Here is a 23,272-nt window from a genome sequence, read left to right on the forward strand (position 1 = left end):
GCGTGTTGACGGCGGCAGAACCCAGCGTTCCCCGCCGATTGCCCCGGTCAATGGCGGTTATGGCCTAAATCGGCTGGCAGCTGCCGCGGCGCTCCGGTATCGTGCGCGGATGACTTCCCCCACTCCGGCCCCCCGTGGCGGCGTGGCGCGTGTGTGCCGTTACCTGTACCGCGTACCGCTGCTGTTGGTCCACATCACCGTGTTCCTGCCGCTGATCCTGATCGGCATGCTTCCGCCGTGGGGCGAGCTGCGCGTGGGCGAGGATACCTTCGGCGCGAAGGTGGTGAACTGGTGGCAGGGCGGGCTGATGTGGATCTTCGGCTTCCGCCTGTCACGGGTGGGCCAGCCCTTACCCGGTGCCGTTCTGTTCGTCGCCAACCACGTCAGCTGGGTCGACATCTCCATCCTGCACAGCCAGCGCATGATGGGCTTCGTTGCCAAGCGCGAGATCGCCAGCTGGCCGTTGGTGGGTTGGCTCGCCGCGCGCGGCCAGACCATCTTCCATCAGCGTGGCAACACCGAATCGCTCGGTGGGGTGATGCAGGTGATGGCCGATCGCCTGCGTGCCGGCAAGGCGGTCGGTGTGTTCCCGGAAGGGCGCACCCGCGGTGGCCACGAAGTGGGGCCGTTCCATGCCCGCATCTTCCAGGCCGCGGTTGAAACCGGCGTGCCGGTGCAGCCGGTGGCGCTGGTGTACGGGATGAAGGGCGACGCACAGACCATCGTCGCGTTCGGCCCGGGCGAGAGTTTCGCCGCCAATTTCCTGCGCCTGCTGGGTGAGCCGGCGCGGCATACCGAAGTGCATTTCCTGGAGCCGATCGGTACCCAGGACCTGGAAGGCCGTCGACGCATCGCGGAAACCTCGCGCGCGCGCATCGTGGCGGCCATGAGCACGCAGTGAGGGTGCGGTGGCCCTGATACCGCCACCTGTCCTGGACGCCGGTACGCCGACGCTGCATGCGGCTGACTATCAGCCGCCGCGCTGGCTGCGCAATCCGCACCTGCAGTCGATGCTCAGTTCCAGCCGCATGCGCCTGCAGCGCGGCCTGCTGCTGCTGGCGGCCACCGGTGCAGTCAGCGAAGAGCTGATCCTCGATGGCGGTGATGGCGTGCGCCTGCAGGGCTGGCACAGTCATGTCGAAGGCCGCGAGCCGAAGGGTGTCGCGCTGCTGCTGCATGGCTGGGAAGGCAGTGCCGAATCCAGTTACATGCGCATGGCCGCCGCGCGCATGATCGAGCAGGGCTTCGACGTGGTGCGGCTGAACTTCCGCGACCACGGCAACACCCATCATCTCAATCCCGGCATCTTCCACTCCAATCTCATCGATGAAGTGGTGCACGCCGCAGGCGACATCGCCCAGCGCTGGCCGCAGCTGCCGCTGGTGGCCGCCGGCTATTCGCTGGGTGGCAACTTCGTGCTGCGCCTGGCCCTGCGTGCACCGGCCGCCGGCGTGCCGCTGCTGCGCGTGGCCTCGGTGTGCCCGGTGCTGGATCCGGCGTTGACCATGGAGAACATCGAGAACGGCCCGGCGATGTACGACTGGTACTTCCGCCGCAAGTGGGCCGGCTCGCTGCGCCGCAAGCGCGATCTGTTCCCCGAGCTGAGCGACTGCGACGACCGCGTGCTGAAACTGGACATCCGTGCACTGACCGCCTGGCTGGTCGAACGGCACACCACCTTCGGCTCGCTGCAGGCCTATTTCGATGGCTACTCGATTGCCGGTGACCGCCTGTCCACCCTGCAGGTGCCGGCCGACATCCTGATGGCGCAGGACGACCCGGTGATCCCGTACGCGACCTTCAGCGATTGGCAGCTGCCGCGCCAGGCGCACCTGGAAACCGCCTGCTGGGGAGGCCACTGCGGCTTCCTGGAAAACTGGCGGGGTGACGGCTTCTCCGAGCGCTGGGTGGCGCAGCGCCTGCAGCGGGTGCTGGCGGGCTGAACCGGCACCGGTGCGCGGACCGCTACAATGCGGGTTTGCACTTGAACCGGACCGCCATGCAAGACCAGATCATCCAAGCGTTGCGCCAGAACCAGGCCGACCAGGCCGTGCAGCTGGCCCAGGCATGGACCCGTGATGAACCCGGCCAGGCCGGCGCCCACCGCTGGCTGGCGCTTGCGCTGCAGCAGCAGGGCAAGGCCGAAGATGCCATGGAAGCCCTGCAGCAGGCGTTGCAGCTGGCACCGGACGACGCCCAGCTGCACCTGCAGCATGCTGGCCTGCTGCTGGCCCTGCGCCAGTACGAAGGCGCCGACGAAGCGCTGGCGCGCACCACCGGGCTCGACCCGAACTCCTTCTCCGCCTACCTGATGCAGGCGCACCTGGCGATCGGCCGCAACGACTTCGATGAAGCCCAGCGCCTGTCCACGCTGGCCTCGCGCGTTGAGCCGGATCACCCGGAACTGCTGACCATCGACGGCATGATCGCGCTGCGCCGTGACGATCCGGATCGTGCGCTGACGCTGCTGTCGGCGGCCAACCAGGCGCAGCCCAACGACACCCGCGTGCTGTACGCGCTGGGCTTCGCCTACCTGGGCAAGGACATGCTGGCCTTCGCCGAGCAGGCGTTCCGCCGCGTGCTGGAACTGAACCCGGCCATCAGCTCGCTGCATGGCCTGGTGGTGCAGCTGGCGCTGCGCCAGGGCAACCTGGAGGCGGCTGCCGAAGCGATGCAGATCGCCCTGCAGCAGGAAGGCATGGATACGCCGTCGATGCGCCGCCTGGCCGGTGAACTGTCGCTGCGCGGTGGCCAGCCGCTGCGGGCGCTGGACCACCTGCTGCCGTTGCTGGAATCGATCCCCGACGACCGCCAGGTGCTGCAGCTGCTGCTGATGTCCTGGCAGCGCCTGGGCCGCGAAGACGAGGCGCGTGCGCGCCTGGACGCCGCCCTGGAGCAGCACCCGCAGCTGCACGACCTGTGGCTGGCGCGCCTGGCCGTGGAAGAAGTGGGCAGCCCGACCGCCGCCGCGACCGTGGAACGCTGGATGGACGCGATGCCAGGTCATCTGCCGGCCCTGGAAGCGCGCCTGCGCCTGCATGACATGGTGGGCGAACACGAACAGGCTGAAGCCATCGCCGAGCGTATCGTCAGTCTCGAACCGGGCCGCGTCAGCGGCGAAACCCGCCTGGTTGAAGGCCTGTTGCAGCGTGATCCGGTCGCCGCGATCGCCCACGTGCAGGCGCTGATCGACAGGGCGCCGGACGGCCATCGCGCCGACCTGCGTACCTGGCTGGGTGAAATCCAGGATCGCGCTGGCCAGCCGGAACAGGCGTTGCAGACGTGGATGGCGCTGCAGGCCGACCAGGCGCCGCAGCGCCTGCCGCTGCCGCCGCAGGCCAAGGCGCCGCCGAGCTGGCCGGACAAGGGCGAGATCGACGCTGATGCCAGCTCCGCGCCGATCTTCCTGTGGGGCGCGCCGGGTTCGGGCGTGGAGCGGGTTGCGACCGGCCTGGCCGCCGCCAGCCCGGTGCTGCGCAGCGACCGTTACACCAGCAATCCGCCGGATGATGCATTCCAGAACTACCACACGCTGCAGGACCTCGCCTCCGGCGTGCTGACCCCGGAGCGCCTGGTGCAGCGCTGGCGCGAGCAGCTGCCCGTGCGCGGCTTGCAGGGTGATGCCGTCATCGACTGGCTGCTGTGGTGGGACAACGCACTGCTGTGGGCGCTGCGCCCGCAGCTGCCACAGGGGCGCCTGGTGCTGGTGCTGCGTGATCCGCGCGACATGCTGCTGGACTGGGTGGCCTACGGCGCCGCCGCACCGCTGGCGATGACCTCGCTGGCTGAAGCCAGCGAATGGCTGGCACGCGCGCTGGCGCAGGTTGCCACCCTGCACGAGGAAGATCTGTACCCGCACGTGCTGCTGCGCATCGACCAGATCGGCAACGATCCGCATGCGATGGCCGAGCTGCTGGGACGCCTGTTCGAGCGGCAGATGCCGCCGGCCGCACAGCTGGGCGCACCGCGCTTCCCGCCGGGCCACTGGCGCAACTATCGCGACGTGATGAGCGCCGCCTTTGCCAAGCTCACCCCGATTGCGGTGCGCCTGGGTTACCCGGAAGAGTAAGGAGAAGCCGATGCAACTGAGCAGCCACAGCCTGACCAACGGCGCGCCGATCGACCGCGAGTTCGCCGCTGGCGATGCCGCAGGCTTCGCGCCGGACCGCAACCCTCACCTGGCCTGGAACGGCGCGCCGGAAGGCACGCGTTCGTTCCTGCTGGTGTGCGTGGATCCGGATGTGCCGACCGTTCCGGAAATGGTCGGCCGCAGCGACATGACCGTGCCGCGCGACCAGCCGCGCTGCGACTTCGTGCACTGGGTGATGGCCGATATCCCGGCCTCGGTGCAGGAGATCGCCGCCGGCAGCTGCAGCGATGGCTTCGTGGTGAAGGGCAAGACCGCACCTGCGGGCCCGGCCGGCAGCCGCCAGGGCCTGAACGACTTCACCGGCTGGTTTGCCGGCAATCCGGACATGGCCGGTGACTATCTGGGCTACGACGGCCCGTATCCGCCGTTCAACGACGAACGCGTGCACCGCTACTTCTTCCGCGTGTTTGCGCTGGACGTGGCCTCGTTGGAGCTTCCGGCACGCTTCACCGCCGCAGACGCGTATCGCGCCATGCACGGCCACGTGCTGGCCGAAGCGACGCTGCACGGTACCTACACCTTGAACCCCGCATTGGCCTGAGCGGGCAATGTGCGTTGTAGAGCCGAGCCCATGCTCGGCTGCTTTTCCCGATAGACAGCAGCCGAGCATGAGCTCGGCTCTACAACGCACAATGAAGAAGGGCGGCCTTTCGGCCGCCCTTCTGTCGTTTTACTTCTTCTCGATGGCCGACTCGACCACCATGTCCAGCACGTACGCCTGCGACGGCGCATCAGCCGGCGGGTTCTTCACTTCGTAGCGCTTCACGCGCACCACGTTGCGCACGCCGTCTTCGTGGGTGTAGCCCTCGATGTTGCCGTAGAAGTTCTCGAACTTGCCCGGCTCACCCTGCTTCAGGCCCTTGTCGTCGAACTTGACCTCACGCACCTGCAGGCACTGGTAGTCCGGGATCAGCGGGTGCGAGCACTTCTCGGTCTTCGCGGCCACTTCCAGGAACACGGTTTCGCCGGCGCCGCCATAGCGGGTTTCAGCGGTCGGTTCCGGGTTGAACACCAGCACGTCGCCCTTGGCGGTGGTCAGGGTCAGCTTGCCATCGGCATCCTGCTCGGCCTTCAGCTCGCCCTGCAGGCGGCTCGACACGGCCTCGTCCAGCGCCATCAGCGCCTTGTCGGTGCAGGCCATCATGGTCGAGGCCATCGCACTGACCGTCAGCTTGCCGTCGGCCAGTGTGTAGCCGCCACCCATGTGGTTGCAGGCGTTGCTGACCGACAGGCGGCCATCAGCGAAGTCCAGGGTGACCGGCTTGTCTTCGCGGGCGAACAGCGCGTCGATGCGCTTGCCGTCGGCGGCGGTGGCCTGCTGCAGCAGCCAGTGCTGGCTCTGCAGGCGCTGCGCGTCCAGGTGCGCCAGCGTCTGCTGGTCTGCTGCCTTGGCCGCGGCCGGGGCCACGTCGTCGCCGCCGGTGCCGGCCGGGGCCGGGGTCTGGCTGCAGGCGGCCATCAGGGCCAGCGGGAGGAGCAGGGTGAGCTTGCGGTTCATGGTGATTCTCCTTGGGGAACCGTGGGGGAAACGGGGTGGGGCCGGCATCGGGGTTACCGTGCCCCGGCGCTGTTCAGCTGCCGGACGGCAACCACAGCAGCAGCGCCGCGCCCAGCGCGATGCGGTAAATGGCGAAGGCGGTGAACCTGTGCGACTTGATGTAGCCCATCAGCCACTTCACTACGACGAAGCCGGTGACGGCCGCGGCAAGGAAGGCCACGCCCACGTTGGCCCAGTTCTCGCTGCCCAGCTGCCCGGCCTTGGCCATCTCCAGGAAGGTGTAGGCGCTGGCGGCGAACATGGTGGGAATGCCGACCAGGAACACGAACTCGGCGGCGGCGGCGCGGCGGCTCAGGCCCAGCAGCATGGCCAGGAAGATGGCCGAAGCCGAGCGCGAGGTGCCGGGGAACACGCCGGCCACCACCTGCGCCAGGCCCACACCGATCGCCACCGTCCAGGTCACCTGGTCGCGGTCGGGCAGGCGCGCGGTATAGGCCTCCACCAGCAGCATCCAGAGGCCACCGATGATCAGTGCCCAGGCCACCGGGCTGACCGTCTCCGGCAGCGACCAGCCGGCCTTGCGCACCACCAGGCCGACCACGGCGGTGACCAGGAAGGCCGCGCCCAGCTTGAACACGTACTCGCGGTTCTCGCGCTGGTTCAAGCCGGTGGCCAGCTGCAGCAGGCGCTGGCGGAACACCAGCACCACGGCCACGATCGCGCCGGCCTGGATGACGATGTTGAAGAAGTCCGAGCGGGCACCCAGCCAGTGCTGGGCGATGAGCAGGTGGCCGGTGCTGGAGATCGGCAGGAATTCGGTCAAGCCTTCGAGGATGCCCAGCAGCAGGGCGGAGAGCAGGTCGGACATGGACAGTGCGGGCACGCGCGGCAGGTAGGAAGAAGGTCGAGAGGATAGACGATCCCTGCTGCACCAAACGGGTGCGTCTGGTGCCGGACGCACCCAATTGGTGCGCACCGATTTGCACCGGTCCAGGGCACCCTTTTTGAAATCAATGACTTGCAGCCTGCGAAAAGTTGGCACGGTCGTTGCTCTACCTCAGCAGGCATTCATCCCCATCCGAGGTCGTACCGATGTCCGTGGAAAACGTTGAGAAGCTGATCAAGGACAACCAGATCGAGTTCGTCGATCTGCGCTTTGTCGACATGCGTGGTGTCGAGCAGCACGTGACCTTCCCGGTCAGCATCATCGAGCCGTCGCTGTTCGAAGAAGGCAAGATGTTCGACGGCAGCTCGATCGCCGGCTGGAAGGGCATCAACGAGTCGGACATGGTGCTGCTGCCGGATACTGCCAGCGCCTACGTCGACCCGTTCTACGCCGATCCGACCATCGTGATCAGCTGCGACATCCTGGACCCGGCCACCATGCAGCCGTATGGTCGTTGCCCGCGCGGCATCGCCAAGCGCGCCGAGGCTTACCTGAAGTCCTCCGGCATCGCCGAAACCGCGTTCTTCGGCCCGGAGCCGGAATTCTTCATCTTCGACTCGGTCCGTTTCGCCAATGAAATGGGCAATACCTTCTTCAAGGTCGATTCCGAAGAAGCCGCCTGGAACAGCGGTGCCAAGTACGACGGCGCCAACAGCGGCTACCGTCCGGGCGTGAAGGGTGGCTACTTCCCCGTGCCGCCGACCGACACCCTGCACGACCTGCGCGCCGAGATGTGCAAGACCCTGGAACAGGTCGGCATCGAAGTGGAAGTGCAGCACCACGAAGTGGCCACCGCAGGCCAGTGCGAGATCGGCACCAAGTTCAGCACCCTGGTGCAGAAGGCCGACGAACTGCTGCGCATGAAGTACGTCATCAAGAACGTCGCGCACCGCAATGGCAAGACCGTCACCTTCATGCCCAAGCCGATCGTCGGCGACAACGGCAGCGGCATGCACGTGCACCAGTCGCTGTCCAAGGGCGGCACCAACCTGTTCTCCGGTGACGGCTACGGTGGCCTGAGCCAGCTGGCGCTGTGGTACATCGGCGGCATCTTCAAGCACGCCAAGGCCATCAATGCCTTCGCCAACTCGGGCACCAACAGCTACAAGCGCCTGGTGCCGGGCTTCGAAGCGCCGGTGATGCTGGCCTACTCGGCCCGCAACCGTTCGGCCTCGTGCCGCATTCCGTGGGTCTCCAACCCGAAGGCGCGCCGCATCGAAATGCGCTTCCCGGATCCGATCCAGTCCGGCTACCTGACCTTCACCGCGCTGATGATGGCCGGCCTGGACGGCATCAAGAACCAGATCGACCCGGGCGCACCGAGCGACAAGGACCTGTACGACCTGCCGCCGGAAGAAGAGAAGCTGATCCCGCAGGTCTGCTCCTCGCTGGACCAGGCGCTGGAAGCGCTGGACAAGGACCGCGAGTTCCTGAAGGCCGGTGGCGTGATGAGCGATGACTTCATCGACGGCTACATCGCGCTGAAGATGCAGGAAGTGACCAAGTTCCGCGCGGCCACCCACCCGCTGGAATACCAGCTGTACTACGCCAGCTGACCGGATGCGATGGCGGTGGGCTTCCCCTCCCACCCGCCGCCATCGCTTCCGTTCTCGCGGCTGGGGAGCCGCAAGGCGGGCGCAGGCCCGCCGTTGTAGAGCGGACTGTCGGTCCGCTGCATTGGAACGCGGGCCTTTGGCCCGCTTATCCAGGGGCAAGAGAAAGACCGGATACGCGACCAGGGCCGCCCTCCCTCCCGCGTCGGTCGTGCAAGGAGAGAGGCACGGCCGTCCCGGCCCTGTATGTGTCCGGTGCAACAGCCACGGCCATCATCTGATGGCCGCGGGTTGCCTGATGCCAACGCGCGTCTGCGCGCTGGCCCCATCCACCATCGGGACATGCGCATGAAACTGATCTCCGCCATCATCCGGCCGTTCAAGCTCGACGAGGTCCGCGAGGCCCTGTCCGACGCAGGCGTGTCGGGCATCACCGTGACCGAAGTGAAAGGCTTCGGTCGCCAGAAGGGCCACACCGAGCTGTATCGCGGCGCCGAGTACGTCGTCGATTTCCTGCCCAAGATCAAGATCGAAACCGTGGTCACCGACGAGCGTGCCGACGCGGTGATCGAAGCGATCCAGTCGTCGGCAGGCACCGGCAAGATCGGTGACGGCAAGATCTTCGTCACCGCCGTCGAACAGGTCATCCGCATCCGCACCGGCGAAATCGGTGCCGACGCGCTGTAACCCCCCTTCCGGAGACTCCCCCATGAAGATGCGCCTTCTCACCGGGTGGCAAGCCCGGTTCCATGTCGTGTGGCTGTTGATGCTGCTCAGCGCGTTCGCCGCCGGTGCGTGGCCGGGCAGCGCCCATGCCCAGGCACAGGTGTCGCCGCTGCCGAGCGAAACCGTAGCGGTTGAACCGTTGCAGGCCCCGGTGGCCGCAGCACCTGCCGCTGCCGAAGCAACGGCCCCGGCATTCGACCACGGTGACGTGGCCTGGATGCTCACTTCCACCCTGCTGGTGCTGCTGATGGTGGTGCCGGGCCTTGCCCTGTTCTACGGCGGCCTGGTGCGTTCGAAGAACGTGCTGTCGGTACTCAGCCAGATCCTGGTGGTGTTCTCGCTGGTGCTGCTGCTGTGGGTGGCGTACGGCTACAGCGCGGTATTCAGCGCCGGCAACCCGTTCTTCGGCTCGTTCACCGAATTCGCCTTCCTCAAGGGCTTCACTCCGGAGTCGGTCGGCAACACGCCGATCAAGGGCCTGCCGGATTACCTGTTCGTCGCCTTCCAGTCGACCTTCGCGGGCATCACCACTGCGCTGATCGTCGGTGCCTTCGCCGAACGCATCAAGTTCCGTGCGGTGCTGCTGTTCTCGGCGCTGTGGTTCACCCTCAGCTACATCCCGATGGCGCACATCGTCTGGGGTGGCGGCTACCTGGGTGAGATGGGAGCGATCGATTTCGCCGGTGGCACCGTGGTCCACATCAACGCAGGCGTTGCCGGCCTGGTGGCCGCATGGTTCGTCGGCAAGCGCCTGGGCTATGGCCAGACCGCGCTGAAGCCGCACAACGTGCCGTTCACCTATATCGGCGCGATGCTGCTGTGGGTGGGTTGGTTCGGCTTCAACGCCGGCTCCGCCGCCGCGGCCGATACCGTAGCTTCACTGGCCTTCCTCAACACCGTGCTGGCCACGGCTGCGGCTGTACTCGGCTGGACGCTGGTGGAAGCGATCAGCAAGGGCAAGCCGTCGGCACTGGGCGCCGCCTCGGGCGCGGTGGCCGGCCTGGTCGGCATCACCCCGGCCTGCGGCACCGTCGGTCCGCTCGGCGCGATCGTCATCGGCTTCGTCGCCGGCGTGGTCTGCGTGTGGGGCGTGACCGGCCTCAAGCGCCTGCTGAAGGTGGACGACACCGCCGACGTGTTCGGTGTGCATGGCGTCGGCGGCATCGTCGGCGCGATCCTTACCGGCGTGTTCAGTGCGCAGTCGCTGGGTGGCACCAAGGCCGATCTGGATATCGCGCACCAGGTCTGGGTGCAGGTGGTCAGTGTCGGTCTCACCGTGGTGTGGTCGGCCGTGGTGACCGCGGTCATCCTGCTGGTGGTCAAGGTCGTGGTCGGCCTGCGCGTGACCGAAGAGGCAGAGCGCACCGGCCTGGATGTGACCTCACACGGCGAATCCGCCTACGAGGCCTGAAGTAGCGGTGCATGGACGGGGTGGGTGCCGACCGTTGGTCGGCACTTCCACTGTCCTCGTTCTGGTAGGTGCCAAGCTTGCTTGGCACGGGGTCTGGGTCTGCTCTGGTGGGTGCCGACCGTTGGTCGGCACAGCCGGTAGCCCATCCACGCATGGCGTGGATCTACCGCATCCTCTCTGGTGGGTGCCAAGCTTGCTCGGCACGGCGGCATGCATCATCGCGCCTGATCACGCACAATCAGGCCATGCACCCGATCCGCACTGTCCTGATGCTCTCGGCCTGCCTGTTGCTGGCCGCCTGTGCCTCCGCGCCACGGGAGACGCACAACCCGCTCGCCACCTGGGTGCCGTCGCCCAACCAGAACGCGCGCACGCCGGTCATCATCGTCATCCACCACACCGAGCAGAAATCGGTGCAGCAGAGCCTGCACACGCTGCGCACGGCCAACAGTGGTGGACCGGTCAGCGCGCACTACCTGATCGGCGCCGATGGCCATCGCTACCAGCTGGTGGCCGATGTGCGCCGCGCCTGGCATGCGGGGGCCGGCCGCTGGGGCACCATCACCGATCTCAATTCGGCCTCGATCGGCATCGAACTCGACAACGATGGCCGCAGCCCGTTCAGTGCGGCGCAGATCGAATCGCTGATCGTGCTGCTGCGTGACCTCACCACGCGCCTGAACATCCCGCCGCGCCAGGTCATCGCCCACGCCGACCTGGCACCGACGCGCAAGCAGGATCCGAGCCGCTTCTTCCCGTGGCAGCAGCTGGCCGAAGCCGGCTTCGGGGTGTGGCCGCGCGCCGCCGATGGTGCCGCACCGGAAGGCTTCGATGCGTGGAATGCGCTGGCCCGCTTCGGCTATCCGCTGGACAACCGCGAGGCCACCGTCGCCGCCTTCCATCGCCGTTTCCGTGGCCGCGACGACCTGCCGAAGACGCTGGATGCCGAGGACGCCCGCATCCTGCATTCACTGCTGCTGCAGACCCCATGAGCCAGTAGTGCCAGCCCATGGCTGGCAGCCTCACTCCATCCCCAGCTCGCTGCGCAGTGCCGCCACATGCGCGCGCCCAACAGGCAACTCGCTGCCGTCGCTCAGCACCAGCCAGTAGCGGCTGCCCGAGGCCGCATGCAGGGTACGCACCTGGCGCAGGTTGACCAGGTAGGAACGATGGCAGCGGACGAAATCCGCAGGCAGCACGCTGGCCAGCGCGGCCAGGGATTTGTCATGCAGTTCACTGCCACCGTCGCGCAGGCGCACCTGGCTGTAGTCGCCGTCGGCGCGTATCCACAGCACGTCCGCCAGTTCGACGGTCGCTGTACCCTGCGCACGCCAGATGCCCAGATACCGCGCGCGACCGGCGCGGACGCCACCGGTATCGAGCAGGCGTTCCAGCGCCTGGGCAAGGCGCTCGCGTGAGAAGGGCTTGGGTACGAAGTCGAGTACGCCGTGTTCGAACGCCTGCAATGCGCGCTCGCGGTGTGCCGACACCACCACGCACTGGTAGCGCCCGGCCACGGCGCGGCGCAGCAGCTCGAAGCCATCGTCGCCGCCAAGGTTGAGGTCCAGCAGCAGGCCGTCGTAGACGCTGCGCTGCAAGCGGTCGCCGGCCGCTTCCAGATCGGCCACCGCATCGAAACGCGCCCGTGCACCGGCCACCTCGCCGCACAGGCGCAGGAGGCGCTGTCGCACCAGCGGCTCGTCCTCGACGATCAGGATGCGCATGTCAGCTCGATCCGGCCACACCAGTGGTCACCGTCGATGCCCTGCACGAAGCTCCAGCCGGCGGGGCTGGCTGCCGCCAGACTGGCCTCGATGTAGCGCGTGCCGGTGCCACGTCCGCGATGCGGGGCCGAGCCTCGCGCACTGTGCAGTTCCAGTATCCAGCGCGCGTTGTCGCGCTGCACGCGCAGGCGGAAAGGGTGCAGTGCACAGGCGACAGCACCGGCATGGGTCAGTGCATTTTCCACCTGCGCATGCAGGATGCCGGGCGGCAACGAAATCGCCGCATCCTCGCCCTCGACGTCCAGCATCATGCGCCGGTCCAGAGCAAGACCGACGATATCCAGATGGCTGCGGCACAACGCCAACTCGTCCTGCAGGGGTACGCTCTGGCGGCTGCTGCTGTCGCGCAGGCGATCGAACTGATCAGCCAATGACTCCACCAGGCGGCTGGCGCGCATCGGTGACTGTTCGATCAGCTCCTGCAGGCAGGTCAGCGTGTTCATCAGCCAATGCGGCTGGATACCCCGTTGCAACAACTGCAACGACAGCTGCGCGCGTTCTTCGCGCAGCCGGGCGTTGTGCCGGTCTAGCGCCTGCAACTGGGCAGCGTGGCGCAGTAGCAGGAACACCATCAGCACCGCCAGCAGCAGGAAGTAAGGGCCATCAAGGAAGGCGCCGCGTGCGACCAGCAGCGCGAGCAGGCCGGCAGACAGCAGCGCCAGGATCGGCCATCGGTCTTCCTGCCCCGCAGGCGTGCGCAGCAGCACCCACACCGAGGCGAGCAGGCTCAACAGCAGCACCGCCGCTGAGCGGGTGTCGAAGCCGGGCAATGCGATGGCCGCGGCCATGATCAGCGCCAGATAGATGAAACCACTTGCCTTGGGCACGACCACCTCGAAGCGACGCGCAAGATAGGCTGGCAGCAGCACGGCCGCGATGACATGCAGTGCAAGCAGCGCGACCAGGCGAACGCCGTGCCACGGGTAGGTGTAGCCCAGCAGTGATCGCCACGCCTCGACCGCGGGCAGTGCAAGTCCCACCACCCCCAGCGCCAGCAGCAGCCGCGCGCCGGGTTTGTGCGCCTGTCCCCGCAGCACGGCCAGGAAGTACAGGCACGCTGCCGCCAGCGCACCGGTGGCGAACGCGGCGATCAGCCACGGCAGGATCACCTGGCCGTACAGCACGGCGGCAGGCGCGATCAGTACCATCGCATCGGCACCATGCAGAGCAAAGCGTTGCTGTTGGCTGGACGCAAGCGCCACCAGCTCATCGCTGGCGTTGGCCGAAGGAGGCGGCAGCACGCGGACGATGTCGATGCGTCCCGGCCGCTCTTCTTCGGCGGTACGGCCGACCACGCCATTGCTGATCCACGGTGTGCCATTCCAGTACAGCTGGCTGGCCGCGCGCAGCGACAGTCGCAGGGCGCGGCCGTGATCACCGGCGACAGCCGGCGCAGGCACATGCCAGCGCAGCCAGTACGGGCCGCGCCAGCGCGCCAGCGCGCGTTGGTCCAGTGGCTGCCAAGCCAGGTCCTGCGCCGGTCGCGTCGGCAGGGGGCCGGATGCTCCGAGGTTCGCAGGTGCCATCTCCGCCCCGCGCAGCTGCACCATTCCGGGCGGGGGCGTCGTCGCGATCAGCCACGCGGCGACGGCCGCAAGCAATACAACGAGGACAGCCAGGGTTCGTAGGATCTGCATGGCGGCCATCGTATCGGCTGCGCGGAGACATTGGGCTGCCGTCTGGAGACGTTCGGCAGATGGACGCGCCCGCAGCGCGGCGAGGGAGCAGATGCTGGCGGTGCACATCCTTCCATCGGAGCCCAACATGACCCGCAGCGCCTCTACCTCCGCCGGCCGTTTCCAGGTTCGTCGCCCTGTCGTGGCTGCCACCCTCGCCGTGCTCTGCTTGGCCCTGGCCGCGGCCCTTCCCGCGCAGGCCAGTCCGGCGGCGCTGACATTCGAGCCCTACACACTGCAGACCAAGGGCCATGGCGATATTCCCGCCGAGATCGCCACGCTGGAGGTGCCGCGTCGGCACAGCGAGCCGGACGGTCCGCGCCTGCACCTGAAGGTGGTGCGCCTGCGCGCGACGGCCGGCAATGGCCGCGCGGCACCGGTGGTCTACCTGGCGGGTGGTCCGGGTGGTTCCGGTATCGACACTGCACGGGGTCCGCGCTGGCCTGTGTTCGACCAGGTGCGGCGCGAATCCGACGTGCTGCTGCTCGACCAGCGCGGCGCCGGCCAGTCCGAGCCGCCGCCGGAATGTCCGCATGAAACACGTTTCGACGACGCCCAACCCCTGCAGCGCGATACGGCCCTGGCCGCAGTGCAGGCCACGGCGGCGAAGTGTGTAGCGTTCTGGCGTCAGGCCGGCGTCGATCTCGGCGCTTACACCACGGCCGAGAGTGCCGGTGACCTCGACGACCTGCGGCGCGCGCTGGACGTGCCGAAGATCAGCCTGTGGGGCATGAGCTACGGCACCCATCTGGCCTTGGCCACGGTACGCCTGCATGGTGCCGGTCTGGAGCGCGTGGTGCTGATGGGGTCCGAAGGGCCCGACGATACGCTGAAGCTGCCGCTGAGCAGCGACGCGCTGCTGCAGGAGCTGACAGTGCTTGCGCGCAAAGACGGCTTCGACGATCTCGCCGGATCGGTCACCCGCGTGCTGCAAGCGCTGCGTGAGCAGCCGCGGCAGGGCCGCAGCCACATGCATGCGGGCAAGCAGGTCACCATCGGCCTGTACGACGCGCAGATCGTCATCGCCAACATGCTGGGGCAGCGCATCACCCAGCAATGGCTGCCGTTGGTGCTGCGCGAGGCCGAGCGCGGCAACTACGATCCGCTGGCAGACCTGGTGCTGATCGGGCGCGCCCAGTTCGCACAGTTCCCGGCCATGGGCCTGGCGATGGACGTTGCTTCCGGGCAGAGCCCGCAGCGCCGGGCGCTGGCCGAAGCACAGGCACGCCAGAGCCTGTTCGGCGACGGGCTGAACTTCCCCTTCCCGGCCATCGGCGAAGGCCTCGGCCTGGCCGATCTGGGTGAGGGCTTCCGCCGGCCGCTACACAGTGAGGTGCCGGTGCTGTTCATCAGCGGCACGCTGGATGGACGCACGCCCCCGGCCAATGCCGCTGCACTGCTGCCGGGGTTCAGCAACGGCCACGCGCTGCTGGTGCGCAATGCAAGCCACCACAACGAGCTGTGGACCGGCAACCCCGCCATCGCCCGCAACATCGTCGACTTCCTCGCTGGCCGCGCCGTGAGCGACACCGTGCTGGACGTGCCGCCGCCGGTGTTCGCCACCCACAGCAGTGAGTCGCTGGGCGGCAAGCGATAAGGCCGTCGTGTGGCGCAGGATGCGATCCCGGTCCTGCGCCACGCCCGATTGCACTACATTGGGGCAATGACTGACCTCATCGCCCCCTTCAACCGCACGTGCTGGAGTCTTCTTGCGCTTGCCGTGCTTGCTGGTTGTTCCACCACCGCCCCCCGCACCGGATCCGAAGTGCCGACGGCCGTCACACCGCCGGCGGCCACCTACGCCAAGGTCGCATGGAGCGCACTGCCGCCGGTCTCCGACAGCGATCTGCAGGCCGGCTTCGTTGCCTGGCGCAGCAGCTGCACCCGCCTGAAGAACGATGCAGTCTGGGCCAGACCCTGCGCCACCGCCGCGACGGTGGCGGACAAGGACCCGGCCGCGATCCGCCAGTTCCTGCAGCGCGATTTGGATGTCTATGCACTGCGTGCCGGCGGCCACCAGGCCGACGGGCTCATTACCGGCTACTACGAACCGATCTATCCCGGCAGCCTCACCCGCACGGCCACTGCCACGGTGCCGGTGTACGGCACGCCGGATGATCTGGTGGTGGTGCAGCTGGAGAGCCTCTACCCGGAACTGAAGGGCAAGCGTTTGCGCGGGCGCGTCGAAGGCAAGGTGCTCAAGCCCTATGACGACGCCGGTACCATCGCGGCCAAGGGCGCCAAGGCGCCGGTGCTGGCCTGGCTGACTGATCCGATGGACCTGCAGCTGCTGCAGATCCAGGGATCCGGCCGGGTGCGACTGGGCGATGGCACGCAGGTGCGGCTGGCCTATGCAGAACAGAATGGCCACCCGTACCGCGCCATCGGTCGCTGGCTGGTGGACCAGGGCCAGCTGAAGAAGGAAGACGTCACCATGGACGCCATCCGCACCTGGGCCCGAGCCAATCCCGCACGCGTGCCGGAACTGCTGCGCAGCAATCCCAGCTACGTGTTTTTCGTGCGCAACTCGGACAGCCCGGAAGGTCCACGCGGTTCACTGAACGTGCCGCTCACCGCCGGTTACAGCGTGGCAGTGGACCGCACCGTGGTGCCGCTGGGCAGCCTGCTGTGGCTGTCCACCACGCGCCCGGACGGCAGCCCGGTGGTGCGCCCGGTGGCCGCGCAGGACACCGGCGGTGCCATCGCCGGTGAAGTGCGCGCCGACCTGTACTGGGGCAGCGGCGATGCCGCCGGCAAGCTGGCCGGTGACATGAAGCAGAAGGGCAACATCTGGATGCTGTGGCCGAAGGGCGTGGCGTTGCCGGCGCCGGCCCAATGAAGCGCTCACCTGCGTGCTGCAAGGTCGGGCGATAATGGCGCCATTCCGAACTTTCCGGCCGCGTCTGCGGCCAGGACCTCCGCAATGACCTACGCAAAGCACAACGCAAGATCCGGCGCGAAATCCGCCGCAAAGAAGTACTACAAGCACTGGGCCGAATCGGGCCTGGGCAAGGGCAACGTGCTGATGGAAGCACGCGGCGAGAAGATCGTGCGCCAGGTGGAAATCTACGGCACCAAGATGGTCTGGGCCGACGAGCATGCCCACAGCGACGACCGCTTCCTGCTGGCCGACCAGCCGGTGTCGTTCCTGGATTTCGACGAGGACGACGAAATCTCCCCGCGCGAATTCGAAAGCGCCTGGAAGAAGGCCAGGGAAGCCACCGGCTACCCGGTGTAAGCACCGCTCCACCCCGCTGTGTAGAGTCGAGCCATGCTCGACTGCTGTTTGCCAGTAGCCGCCGAGCATGGCTGGACTCTACATGGCAGGCGTGTGAAATGTTATATGATTACATTTCATCCGCGCCCTTCCCCCCCCATGAAGACCTCCACGCTGGTGGCCGCCCTCGCGGCCGCTCCGTTCGCCCCTGAAGCTTTCGCACAGTCCGCCGATGCCGCGCTCACCCTCGGCAAGGTGCAGGTGCACCAGCATGGCGAAGGCCAGCTCAGCGCACACCAGGTGCTGACCTCGGTGGATGTGCTGGGCGCGGACCAGATCGAAGACCGCAACGTCTCGCACAGCTGGGAACTGCTGGGGCAGATGCCCGGCATCCAGCTCACCGAAACCCGGCAGGGGGCCGAATCGGGCAAGGTCAGCTTCCGCGCCTTCAACGGCGAGGGCTACCTCAACGCCATCAAGACCCTCATCGACGGCATCCCCAGCAACGTCAACAGCGGCAACCAGCGCTTCATCGACATGCTGTTCCCGCTGGAGATCAGCTACATCGAAGTGGTGCGCGGAACCAACGACCCGCGCTACGGCCTGCACAACATCGGCGGCAACGTGAACTTCGGTACGCGCCAGGGCGGCAACTACACCGATGCGCGGCTGGCCTACGGCAGCTACAACACCCGCGATGCGCAGCTGGCGATCGGCCGCGAAAGCAATGGCTTCGCGCAGAACTACTTCGTCGGCACCCAGGCCAGCGATGGGTACCGCGACCACGACACCTCGAAGAAGTATTCGCTGGGTGGCAAGTGGTTCTACGGGTCGCTGGACAACGGCCTGCGCGTGGGCCTGATCGCGCGCGCCTACCACCACGAAGCGGACGAACCCGGCTTCATGACGGCCGACGAACTGCGCACGCATCGTCGTGGCAGCGACCTGCGCAACGGCAACGATGGCGATGACCGCGACATGCGGCAGATCGCCGCGCACGTGGACCTGAAGCTGTCCGACGCGCTCGCCTTCGGCACGCGGCTGTACTACAACCGCTACGAAGACGACCGCCGCGTGACCTTCAGCGACCTGCCCACCGGCAACCTGCCGCGCCAGCGCCGCGTGTGGGATGAGCGCCAGACCGGCCTGCTCAGCACGCTCACCTGGCAGGCCAGCCCCTCGCTTACCGTCGAAGGCGGCCTGAACTACGAGCAGCAGGACAACGGCTACGTCCGCGAGCGCTACGCCTACGCCGAACCCACCGATTTCAGCCAGGCACCGGCGCGCGTGCAGAACAACGACCGCCACAGCTTCGACAACTGGGGTGCCTACGTGCAGGCCATCTACCAGCCCGGCGAGGCGTGGAAGATCGTGCCGGCCTACCGTATCGACCGCTTCAGTGGTAGCACGCACCTGATGAGCGGGATCAGCGGCCGCCTGCAGGACTACGGCACGATCGGCCAGCCCAAGCTGAGCGTCATCCACAGCCTGGGCCAGACCACCCACGTCTACGCGAACTGGGGCCGCACCTTCCAGGTGCTGACCGGTTCCACCGCACCGGCCTACCTCACCCCGGGGCAGGCGCCGATGCAGCCGTCCACCAACACCGGCATGGAGCTGGGCCTGAAATTCCAGCCGTTTGCCGGCAGCCAGGCACGCCTGGCGGTGTGGCAGCAGGATGCAGAGAACGAGGTATCCAACATGCCGGCTACCGGTACGACGGTCACCTTGGGTAAGACCCGCCGCCGCGGCGTGGATGCGCAGCTGAGCCTGCAGATGGGCGACGACTGGACGGTCTGGGCCTCGCACGCCTACCAGGAAGCGAAGATCACCCGCGACGACCGCGATGCCAGCGTTTCCCTGCAGGGCCGCGAAGTGGCCGCCACCCCGCGCCACATCAGCAATCTGGGCGTGGACTACCGCGCCACTGATGCGCTGCGGCTGGGCCTGCAGGCGCGTGCACAGGGCGATTACTACCTGGAAGAGCGCAACGCGGCCGGCAAGTTCGGAGGCTTCGCCGTGCTCGACCTCAGCGCCGCGTACCAGATCAACCCGCGCTGGAGCGTGGACCTGCAGCTGAAGAACGTCACCGGCCGCGAGTACGCCTACGCCTGGTACGACAGCTTCTTCTGGGACAGCGCCCGCCCGATGTTCTCGCCTGCCCCGGGCCGCAGCGTGTTCGTCGGCCTGAACATGAAGCTGTAATCGGCCACGCACCCGGTAGTGGTCGAGCCTGCTCGACCTGCGGCAGGGGTCAGAGCCCTTTCCTGACGGAAAGGGCTCTGACCCCGAACCCACGTTTTGCACTACATTGGTGCAATGTCCGACCCCGCACCCCCGCCGTCCCTCGATGCCCTCGGCACGCCGCTGGCCTGGGCCGGGGCCGATGGCTGCATTGCCGGCTGCAATCCGGCTTTCGCCCGCTGGCTGGGCGTCAGCGTCCGGCGCCTGTTGGGTCGGCCGCTGGCCGCACTGGAAGTGCAGGGCGAGGCACTGGCCCATTTCCTGGCCCGCGATGAACGCGACAGCCTGCGCCTGAACCGGCTGGCGCTGGCGGTGCCCGGCGAGGCCCCGCGCTTCGCTGAGGGCTGGATGAGCCGCCGCGACGATGGCGGCTGGCTGCTGGAAGCGCATCCGGTCGATGAATTTCCCGGGCTGGACCCGACCCAGGCCCTGCCCAGCGCGCTCAGTGCAGCGCTGAAGGGGCTGGCCCACGAGCTGCGCAACCCGCTGGCCGGGCTGAAGGGCGCGGCCCAGCTGCTGGCCCGCCGCGCGGCCCAGCGCGATGCCAGCGAACGCGAGCTGATCGAACTGATCGGCTCGGAGATCGAGCGCCTCAACGGCCTGCTCGACCAGCTGCTGTCGCCGGCCCCGGCCGCGCCGCATGCCGAACTGAACATCCATGCCGCGCTTGAGCGCGTGCTGCGACTGGCCGAGAACGAGGCCGGCTGGGCGGTACGCCTGCAGCGCGACTACGACCCCAGCATTCCCGAATTCCATGGCGACGCCGACCGCCTCACCCAGGCGGTGTGGAACCTGGTGCGCAACGCGATCCAGGCCGGTGCCGGCAACATCACCCTGCGTACCCGCGTGGAGCATGGCGTGCGCATCGCCGAGCAGCTGCACACGCTGGCGTTGCGCCTGGAAATTGCCGACGACGGCCGTGGTGTACCCGAGGAACTGGCCGAGCACCTGTTCCTGCCGCTGGTCAGTGGCCGCGCCGAAGGCACTGGCCTGGGCCTGGCGCTGGCCCAGCAGGTGGCGCGCGAGCACCGCGGCACGCTGACCTACCGCTCGCGCCCGGGCCATACCGTGTTCACCCTGCTGCTGCCGATCGTCAGTGGCACCGCCCCGGCCGAGGAGGCCCCGCGCGATGTCTGAGTCTTCTTCGTCCCCGCAGCGCATCTGGGTGGTCGATGACGATCGTGCCGTGCGCTTCGTGCTGTGCACCGCGCTGCGCGAGGCGGGCTACCAGGTCGTCGATTTCGACAGCGCTGCGCCCGCGTTGCAGGCGTTGAACGAGGGCCCACCGCCGGCGCTGCTGTTCACCGACGTGCGCATGCCCGGCGACGACGGCCTGGTGCTGCTGGACAAGCTGAAAGCCGCATTGCCGCAGCTGCCGGTGGTGGTGATGTCGGCCTATACCGATGTGGCCAGCACGGCCGGTGCGTTCCGTGGTGGCGCGCATGAATTCCTGTCCAAACCGTTCGACCTGGACGACGCGGTGGCGCTGGCACAGCGTGTGCTGCCGGCAATTGCGCCGGCACTGGCGGCGCCCACACCTGCGGCGGAAGCGCATAGCGACCAACCGCCGCAACTGGTGGGCGATACCCCGCCGATGCGCGCGCTGTTCCGTGCCATCGGCCGCCTGGCGCAGGCGCCGCTGGCGGTGCTGATCACCGGCGAGACCGGCACCGGCAAGGAGCTGGTGGCCAATGCGCTGCATCGCGAATCGCCGCGCGCGCAGGGGCCGTTCGTCGCGCTCAATACCGCTGCAATCCCGTCCGAGCTGCTGGAAAGCGAGTTGTTCGGCCACGAGGCTGGTGCCTTCACCGGCGCGCAGCGCCGCCATATCGGCCGCTTCGAACAGGCCGACGGCGGCACGCTGTTCCTGGATGAGATCGGCGACATGCCGCTGCCGCTGCAGACGCGCCTGCTGCGCGTGCTGGCGCAGGGCGAGTTCTTCCGCGTGGGTGGCCGCGAGCTGATCCGCGTCGATGTGCGCGTGGTCGCCGCCACCCACCAGGATCTGGAAGGCCTGGTTGCACAGGGAAAGTTCCGCGCCGACCTGCTGCACCGCCTGGACGTGGTGCGCCTGCAGCTGCCGCCGCTGCGTGAGCGCCGCGAGGACATCGCGCAACTGGCCAGCACCTTCCTGGCCGCCGCCGCGCGCAAGCTGGATACGCCGCCGAAGCGCCTGACCGCTGCCGCACTGCAGGCGCTGCGCGAACACGACTGGCCGGGCAACGTGCGCGAACTGGAAAACGTGTGCTGGCGGATGGCGGCGTTGGCCGCCGCCGACACCATCGGCGTGGCAGACGTCGATACCGCGCTGAACCGCACGCGCGGCCGTCGCGGCAGCACCAGCGGTGCCGATCCCGGCCAGTGGGAAGCGCTGCTGGCCGAATGGGCACGCCGTCAGCTGGCCGAAGGCGTGGAAGGGTTGCACGCGCAGGTGCGTGAGCGGGTCGACCATGCCCTGCTGGAGGCCGCGCTGCAGATCACCCATGGCCGTCGTGCCGAAGCCGCTGCCCGCCTGGGCCTGGGCCGCAATACCCTTACCCGCAAGCTGGGCGCTGGCCGCCGCCGCGGGGGCCATTGAACGGTCCCTGCACGCGATCCTCGCGCCCGCTTGCCGAACCGTTGATCGTTCATGGACGATGCCGTCCGTAGTGTCACCTGCAAGGAGTCTTCGATGCGTCTGTCCTTTGCCATCCTGCCGTTGTCCGCCGCCGTGCTGCTGTCTGCCTGTGGCAGCGCGCCGAAGAAGGCCGAGCCCACCCCGCCACCACCGACCGTGGTCAGCGCCGCGAAACAGGCCGAGGCCAATCTCTCGCCGGCCTCGGCCAGTATCGTCAGTGGTCGCATCGCGCTGATGGTGGAGCCCGGTGGCCTCCACATCACCGGCCTGATCGGTGGCCTGCAGCCGATGCAGCAGGCCGGCTTCCACATCCATGAGCGTGGCGACTGCAGCGCGGTGGATGCCAGCAGTGCCGGCAATCACTTCAATCCCGGTGGCGCTGCGCATGGCCGCGCCGGCACCGGCAAGCACCACCTGGGCGACATGGACAATCTGCGTGCCGACGCCCAGGGCCGCGCCAACGTCGATATCCACCTCAAGGGCGTTACCCTTGGCGGAGGCGCCGCCACCGATATCGCCGGACGTGCACTGGTCGTGCATGCCAACGCCGACGACTATCGCAGCCAGCCCGCCGGCAATGCCGGCGTCCGCATCGCCTGTGGCGTGATCCGGGTTGTCCGCTGATCACTGCAGGCATCATCCAGGGAGAGATTCCATGCGTTTGATCCACACGTCGCTGTTCGCAGCCATTGCTGCACTGGGCCTGGCGGCCTGCAACCAGCAGCCGGCCGCGCCGCAGGCTGAAACCCCGCCGGCCGCACCGGCCGACGGCGCCACCACCGAACCGGCCGCAACGCCGGCGCCGGCCGCTGCAGCGGCCACCGATGCCACCGCCACCGCCGAACTGGCACCGACCCAGGGTAACGAGACCAAGGGCAGCGTCACCTTCAAGGTGGTTGACGGCAAGGTCCACGTGACCGGCCAGATCAGCGGCCTGAAGCCGGGCAGCGAGCACGGCTTCCACATCCACGAGAAGGGCGACTGCAGCGCCCCGGACGGCATGAGCGCCGGTGGCCACTTCAACCCGGGCAAGCAGGATCACGGCAGCGTGTCCGCTGATCCGCACCACGGTGGCGACATGCCCAACATCAAGGCCGACGACAAGGGCGTGGCCACCATCGACGGCCCGGTGTCGAGCAACGTCAACATCGGCAAGGGTGATGACTTCGACATCATCGGCCGTGGCCTGATCGTCCACGCCGACGCGGACGACTACAAGACCCAGCCGACCGGCAACGCCGGCGCGCGCCTGGCATGTGCGGTGATCCAGAAGGCCCCGTAAGGGCGCTTTTGCTGGAAACGGAAAACGCCGGTGCAAGCCGGCGTTTTTCTTTGCATCGCTTTCTGTAGAGCCGAGCCCATGCTCGGCTGTGCTTTCGGCGGCCTGAGCCGAGCATGGGCTCGGCTCTACAGCAATACGCACGGCGGTCGCGCCCCGGCGAAACGCAAT

The 23,272-nt window shown here is 67.8% G+C and carries 20 protein-coding genes; 16 read left to right on the forward strand and 4 right to left on the reverse strand.

All coding sequences use genetic code 11. The features are described from left to right. Positions 1-109 precede the first annotated feature (109 nt). The 4 genes from GOC52_RS00535 to GOC52_RS00550 are packed head-to-tail and all read left to right on the forward strand — an operon-like array spanning position 110 to position 4,691. Positions 110-901, forward strand: coding sequence for a lysophospholipid acyltransferase family protein (locus GOC52_RS00535; protein WP_019337597.1), 792 nt, complete (start codon positions 110-112; stop codon positions 899-901). A 52-nt stretch (positions 902-953) separates the two neighbouring features. Next, entirely contained in the window at positions 954-1,943 is a 990-nt protein-coding gene (locus tag GOC52_RS00540) for a YheT family hydrolase (RefSeq protein ID WP_029380138.1), read from the forward strand. Positions 1,944-1,999: 56 nt separating this feature from the next. Beyond that, positions 2,000-4,069: a tetratricopeptide repeat protein gene (locus tag GOC52_RS00545; protein WP_191850416.1), complete on the forward strand. Its 2,070-nt coding sequence runs from the start codon at positions 2,000-2,002 to the stop codon at positions 4,067-4,069. A gap of 10 nt (positions 4,070-4,079) precedes the next feature. Continuing rightward, entirely contained in the window at positions 4,080-4,691 is a 612-nt protein-coding gene (locus tag GOC52_RS00550; protein WP_049480446.1) for a YbhB/YbcL family Raf kinase inhibitor-like protein, read from the forward strand. A 129-nt stretch (positions 4,692-4,820) separates the two neighbouring features. Here the strand turns inward: GOC52_RS00550 and GOC52_RS00555 are convergent, their stop codons facing one another. Together GOC52_RS00555 and GOC52_RS00560 are read right to left on the reverse strand one after the other, a co-directional pair. Beyond that, a complete protein-coding gene (locus GOC52_RS00555) occupies positions 4,821-5,648 on the reverse strand; it encodes an META and DUF4377 domain-containing protein (RefSeq protein WP_010487212.1) in 828 nt (275 codons plus the stop codon). Between the two features lie 73 nt (positions 5,649-5,721). Then, positions 5,722-6,516 carry an undecaprenyl-diphosphate phosphatase gene (locus GOC52_RS00560; RefSeq protein ID WP_191850417.1) on the reverse strand — a complete coding sequence of 265 codons (795 nt, stop codon included), beginning with the start codon at positions 6,514-6,516 and terminating at the stop codon, positions 5,722-5,724. Positions 6,517-6,740: 224 nt separating this feature from the next. Between GOC52_RS00560 and glnA the strand changes: the two genes are divergently transcribed. From glnA to GOC52_RS00580, 4 genes are all read left to right on the forward strand, one after another. Then, positions 6,741-8,150, forward strand: coding sequence for a type I glutamate--ammonia ligase (gene glnA / locus GOC52_RS00565; protein ID WP_010487206.1), 1,410 nt, complete (start codon positions 6,741-6,743; stop codon positions 8,148-8,150). Between the two features lie 345 nt (positions 8,151-8,495). After that, positions 8,496-8,834 (forward strand): P-II family nitrogen regulator, encoded by a 339-nt coding sequence (locus GOC52_RS00570; protein WP_004134334.1) that lies wholly within the window; start codon positions 8,496-8,498, stop codon positions 8,832-8,834. 22 nt (positions 8,835-8,856) lie between these two features. Next, positions 8,857-10,284 (forward strand): ammonium transporter, encoded by a 1,428-nt coding sequence (gene amt, locus GOC52_RS00575; protein ID WP_043400789.1) that lies wholly within the window; start codon positions 8,857-8,859, stop codon positions 10,282-10,284. A gap of 245 nt (positions 10,285-10,529) precedes the next feature. Next, the gene (locus GOC52_RS00580) at positions 10,530-11,276 is read left to right on the forward strand and encodes an N-acetylmuramoyl-L-alanine amidase (protein ID WP_191850418.1); all 747 of its coding nucleotides are present in this window, start codon (positions 10,530-10,532) and stop codon (positions 11,274-11,276) included. 30 nt (positions 11,277-11,306) lie between these two features. On the opposite strand, the gene GOC52_RS00585 is transcribed toward GOC52_RS00580, so the two are convergent. Continuing rightward, a complete protein-coding gene (locus GOC52_RS00585) occupies positions 11,307-12,008 on the reverse strand; it encodes a LytR/AlgR family response regulator transcription factor (RefSeq protein ID WP_043400767.1) in 702 nt (233 codons plus the stop codon). Continuing rightward, positions 11,996-13,705 carry a histidine kinase gene (locus GOC52_RS00590; RefSeq protein WP_043400786.1) on the reverse strand — a complete coding sequence of 570 codons (1,710 nt, stop codon included), beginning with the start codon at positions 13,703-13,705 and terminating at the stop codon, positions 11,996-11,998. Before GOC52_RS00590 ends, GOC52_RS00585 begins: the two co-directional genes overlap by 13 nt. Before the next feature lie 127 nt (positions 13,706-13,832). On the opposite strand from GOC52_RS00590, the gene GOC52_RS00595 reads away from it, so the two are divergent. From GOC52_RS00595 to GOC52_RS00630, 8 genes are all read left to right on the forward strand, one after another. Next, positions 13,833-15,341, forward strand: coding sequence for an alpha/beta hydrolase (locus GOC52_RS00595; RefSeq protein ID WP_029550661.1), 1,509 nt, complete (start codon positions 13,833-13,835; stop codon positions 15,339-15,341). A gap of 66 nt (positions 15,342-15,407) precedes the next feature. Then, positions 15,408-16,583 (forward strand): murein transglycosylase A, encoded by a 1,176-nt coding sequence (gene mltA / locus GOC52_RS00600; protein WP_191850419.1) that lies wholly within the window; start codon positions 15,408-15,410, stop codon positions 16,581-16,583. A gap of 84 nt (positions 16,584-16,667) precedes the next feature. Further along, positions 16,668-16,982, forward strand: coding sequence for a hypothetical protein (locus GOC52_RS00605; RefSeq protein WP_099559726.1), 315 nt, complete (start codon positions 16,668-16,670; stop codon positions 16,980-16,982). 138 nt (positions 16,983-17,120) lie between these two features. Beyond that, positions 17,121-19,166 carry a TonB-dependent receptor gene (locus GOC52_RS00610; protein ID WP_191850420.1) on the forward strand — a complete coding sequence of 682 codons (2,046 nt, stop codon included), beginning with the start codon at positions 17,121-17,123 and terminating at the stop codon, positions 19,164-19,166. A 114-nt stretch (positions 19,167-19,280) separates the two neighbouring features. Beyond that, positions 19,281-20,342: a two-component system sensor histidine kinase NtrB gene (locus tag GOC52_RS00615; protein WP_029380135.1), complete on the forward strand. Its 1,062-nt coding sequence runs from the start codon at positions 19,281-19,283 to the stop codon at positions 20,340-20,342. Further along, on the forward strand, positions 20,335-21,783 hold the full coding sequence (gene ntrC, locus GOC52_RS00620; RefSeq protein WP_043400755.1) for a nitrogen regulation protein NR(I): 1,449 nt from the start codon (positions 20,335-20,337) through the stop codon (positions 21,781-21,783). Before GOC52_RS00615 ends, ntrC begins: the two co-directional genes overlap by 8 nt. Before the next feature lie 93 nt (positions 21,784-21,876). Further along, positions 21,877-22,446: a superoxide dismutase family protein gene (locus GOC52_RS00625; protein ID WP_010487189.1), complete on the forward strand. Its 570-nt coding sequence runs from the start codon at positions 21,877-21,879 to the stop codon at positions 22,444-22,446. A gap of 31 nt (positions 22,447-22,477) precedes the next feature. Then, positions 22,478-23,104 carry a superoxide dismutase family protein gene (locus GOC52_RS00630; protein ID WP_019336498.1) on the forward strand — a complete coding sequence of 209 codons (627 nt, stop codon included), beginning with the start codon at positions 22,478-22,480 and terminating at the stop codon, positions 23,102-23,104. Positions 23,105-23,272: the final 168 nt, after the last annotated feature.

It is taken from the genome of Stenotrophomonas sp. SXG-1 (assembly GCF_014083965.1).
GTDB classification, from domain to species: Bacteria; Pseudomonadota; Gammaproteobacteria; order Xanthomonadales; family Xanthomonadaceae; genus Stenotrophomonas; species Stenotrophomonas geniculata.

What these genes read in the sequence shown, in the direction of transcription:
- glnA (WP_010487206.1), top strand. Translation starts at nt 6,741, where the DNA reads ATGTCCGTGGAAAACGTTGAGAAGCTGATCAAGGACAACCAGATCGAG.
- GOC52_RS00535 (WP_019337597.1), top strand. Translation starts at nt 110, where the DNA reads ATGACTTCCCCCACTCCGGCCCCCCGTGGCGGCGTGGCGCGTGTGTGC.
- GOC52_RS00585 (WP_043400767.1), bottom strand. Translation starts at nt 12,008, where the DNA reads ATGCGCATCCTGATCGTCGAGGACGAGCCGCTGGTGCGACAGCGCCTC.
- GOC52_RS00545 (WP_191850416.1), top strand. Translation starts at nt 2,000, where the DNA reads ATGCAAGACCAGATCATCCAAGCGTTGCGCCAGAACCAGGCCGACCAG.
- GOC52_RS00615 (WP_029380135.1), top strand. Translation starts at nt 19,281, where the DNA reads ATGTCCGACCCCGCACCCCCGCCGTCCCTCGATGCCCTCGGCACGCCG.
- GOC52_RS00560 (WP_191850417.1), bottom strand. Translation starts at nt 6,516, where the DNA reads ATGTCCGACCTGCTCTCCGCCCTGCTGCTGGGCATCCTCGAAGGCTTG.
- GOC52_RS00610 (WP_191850420.1), top strand. Translation starts at nt 17,121, where the DNA reads ATGAAGACCTCCACGCTGGTGGCCGCCCTCGCGGCCGCTCCGTTCGCC.
- GOC52_RS00605 (WP_099559726.1), top strand. Translation starts at nt 16,668, where the DNA reads ATGACCTACGCAAAGCACAACGCAAGATCCGGCGCGAAATCCGCCGCA.
- GOC52_RS00580 (WP_191850418.1), top strand. Translation starts at nt 10,530, where the DNA reads ATGCACCCGATCCGCACTGTCCTGATGCTCTCGGCCTGCCTGTTGCTG.
- GOC52_RS00590 (WP_043400786.1), bottom strand. Translation starts at nt 13,705, where the DNA reads ATGCAGATCCTACGAACCCTGGCTGTCCTCGTTGTATTGCTTGCGGCC.
- amt (WP_043400789.1), top strand. Translation starts at nt 8,857, where the DNA reads ATGAAGATGCGCCTTCTCACCGGGTGGCAAGCCCGGTTCCATGTCGTG.
- GOC52_RS00550 (WP_049480446.1), top strand. Translation starts at nt 4,080, where the DNA reads ATGCAACTGAGCAGCCACAGCCTGACCAACGGCGCGCCGATCGACCGC.
- GOC52_RS00570 (WP_004134334.1), top strand. Translation starts at nt 8,496, where the DNA reads ATGAAACTGATCTCCGCCATCATCCGGCCGTTCAAGCTCGACGAGGTC.
- GOC52_RS00555 (WP_010487212.1), bottom strand. Translation starts at nt 5,648, where the DNA reads ATGAACCGCAAGCTCACCCTGCTCCTCCCGCTGGCCCTGATGGCCGCC.
- mltA (WP_191850419.1), top strand. Translation starts at nt 15,408, where the DNA reads ATGACTGACCTCATCGCCCCCTTCAACCGCACGTGCTGGAGTCTTCTT.
- GOC52_RS00595 (WP_029550661.1), top strand. Translation starts at nt 13,833, where the DNA reads ATGACCCGCAGCGCCTCTACCTCCGCCGGCCGTTTCCAGGTTCGTCGC.
- ntrC (WP_043400755.1), top strand. Translation starts at nt 20,335, where the DNA reads ATGTCTGAGTCTTCTTCGTCCCCGCAGCGCATCTGGGTGGTCGATGAC.
- GOC52_RS00630 (WP_019336498.1), top strand. Translation starts at nt 22,478, where the DNA reads ATGCGTTTGATCCACACGTCGCTGTTCGCAGCCATTGCTGCACTGGGC.
- GOC52_RS00625 (WP_010487189.1), top strand. Translation starts at nt 21,877, where the DNA reads ATGCGTCTGTCCTTTGCCATCCTGCCGTTGTCCGCCGCCGTGCTGCTG.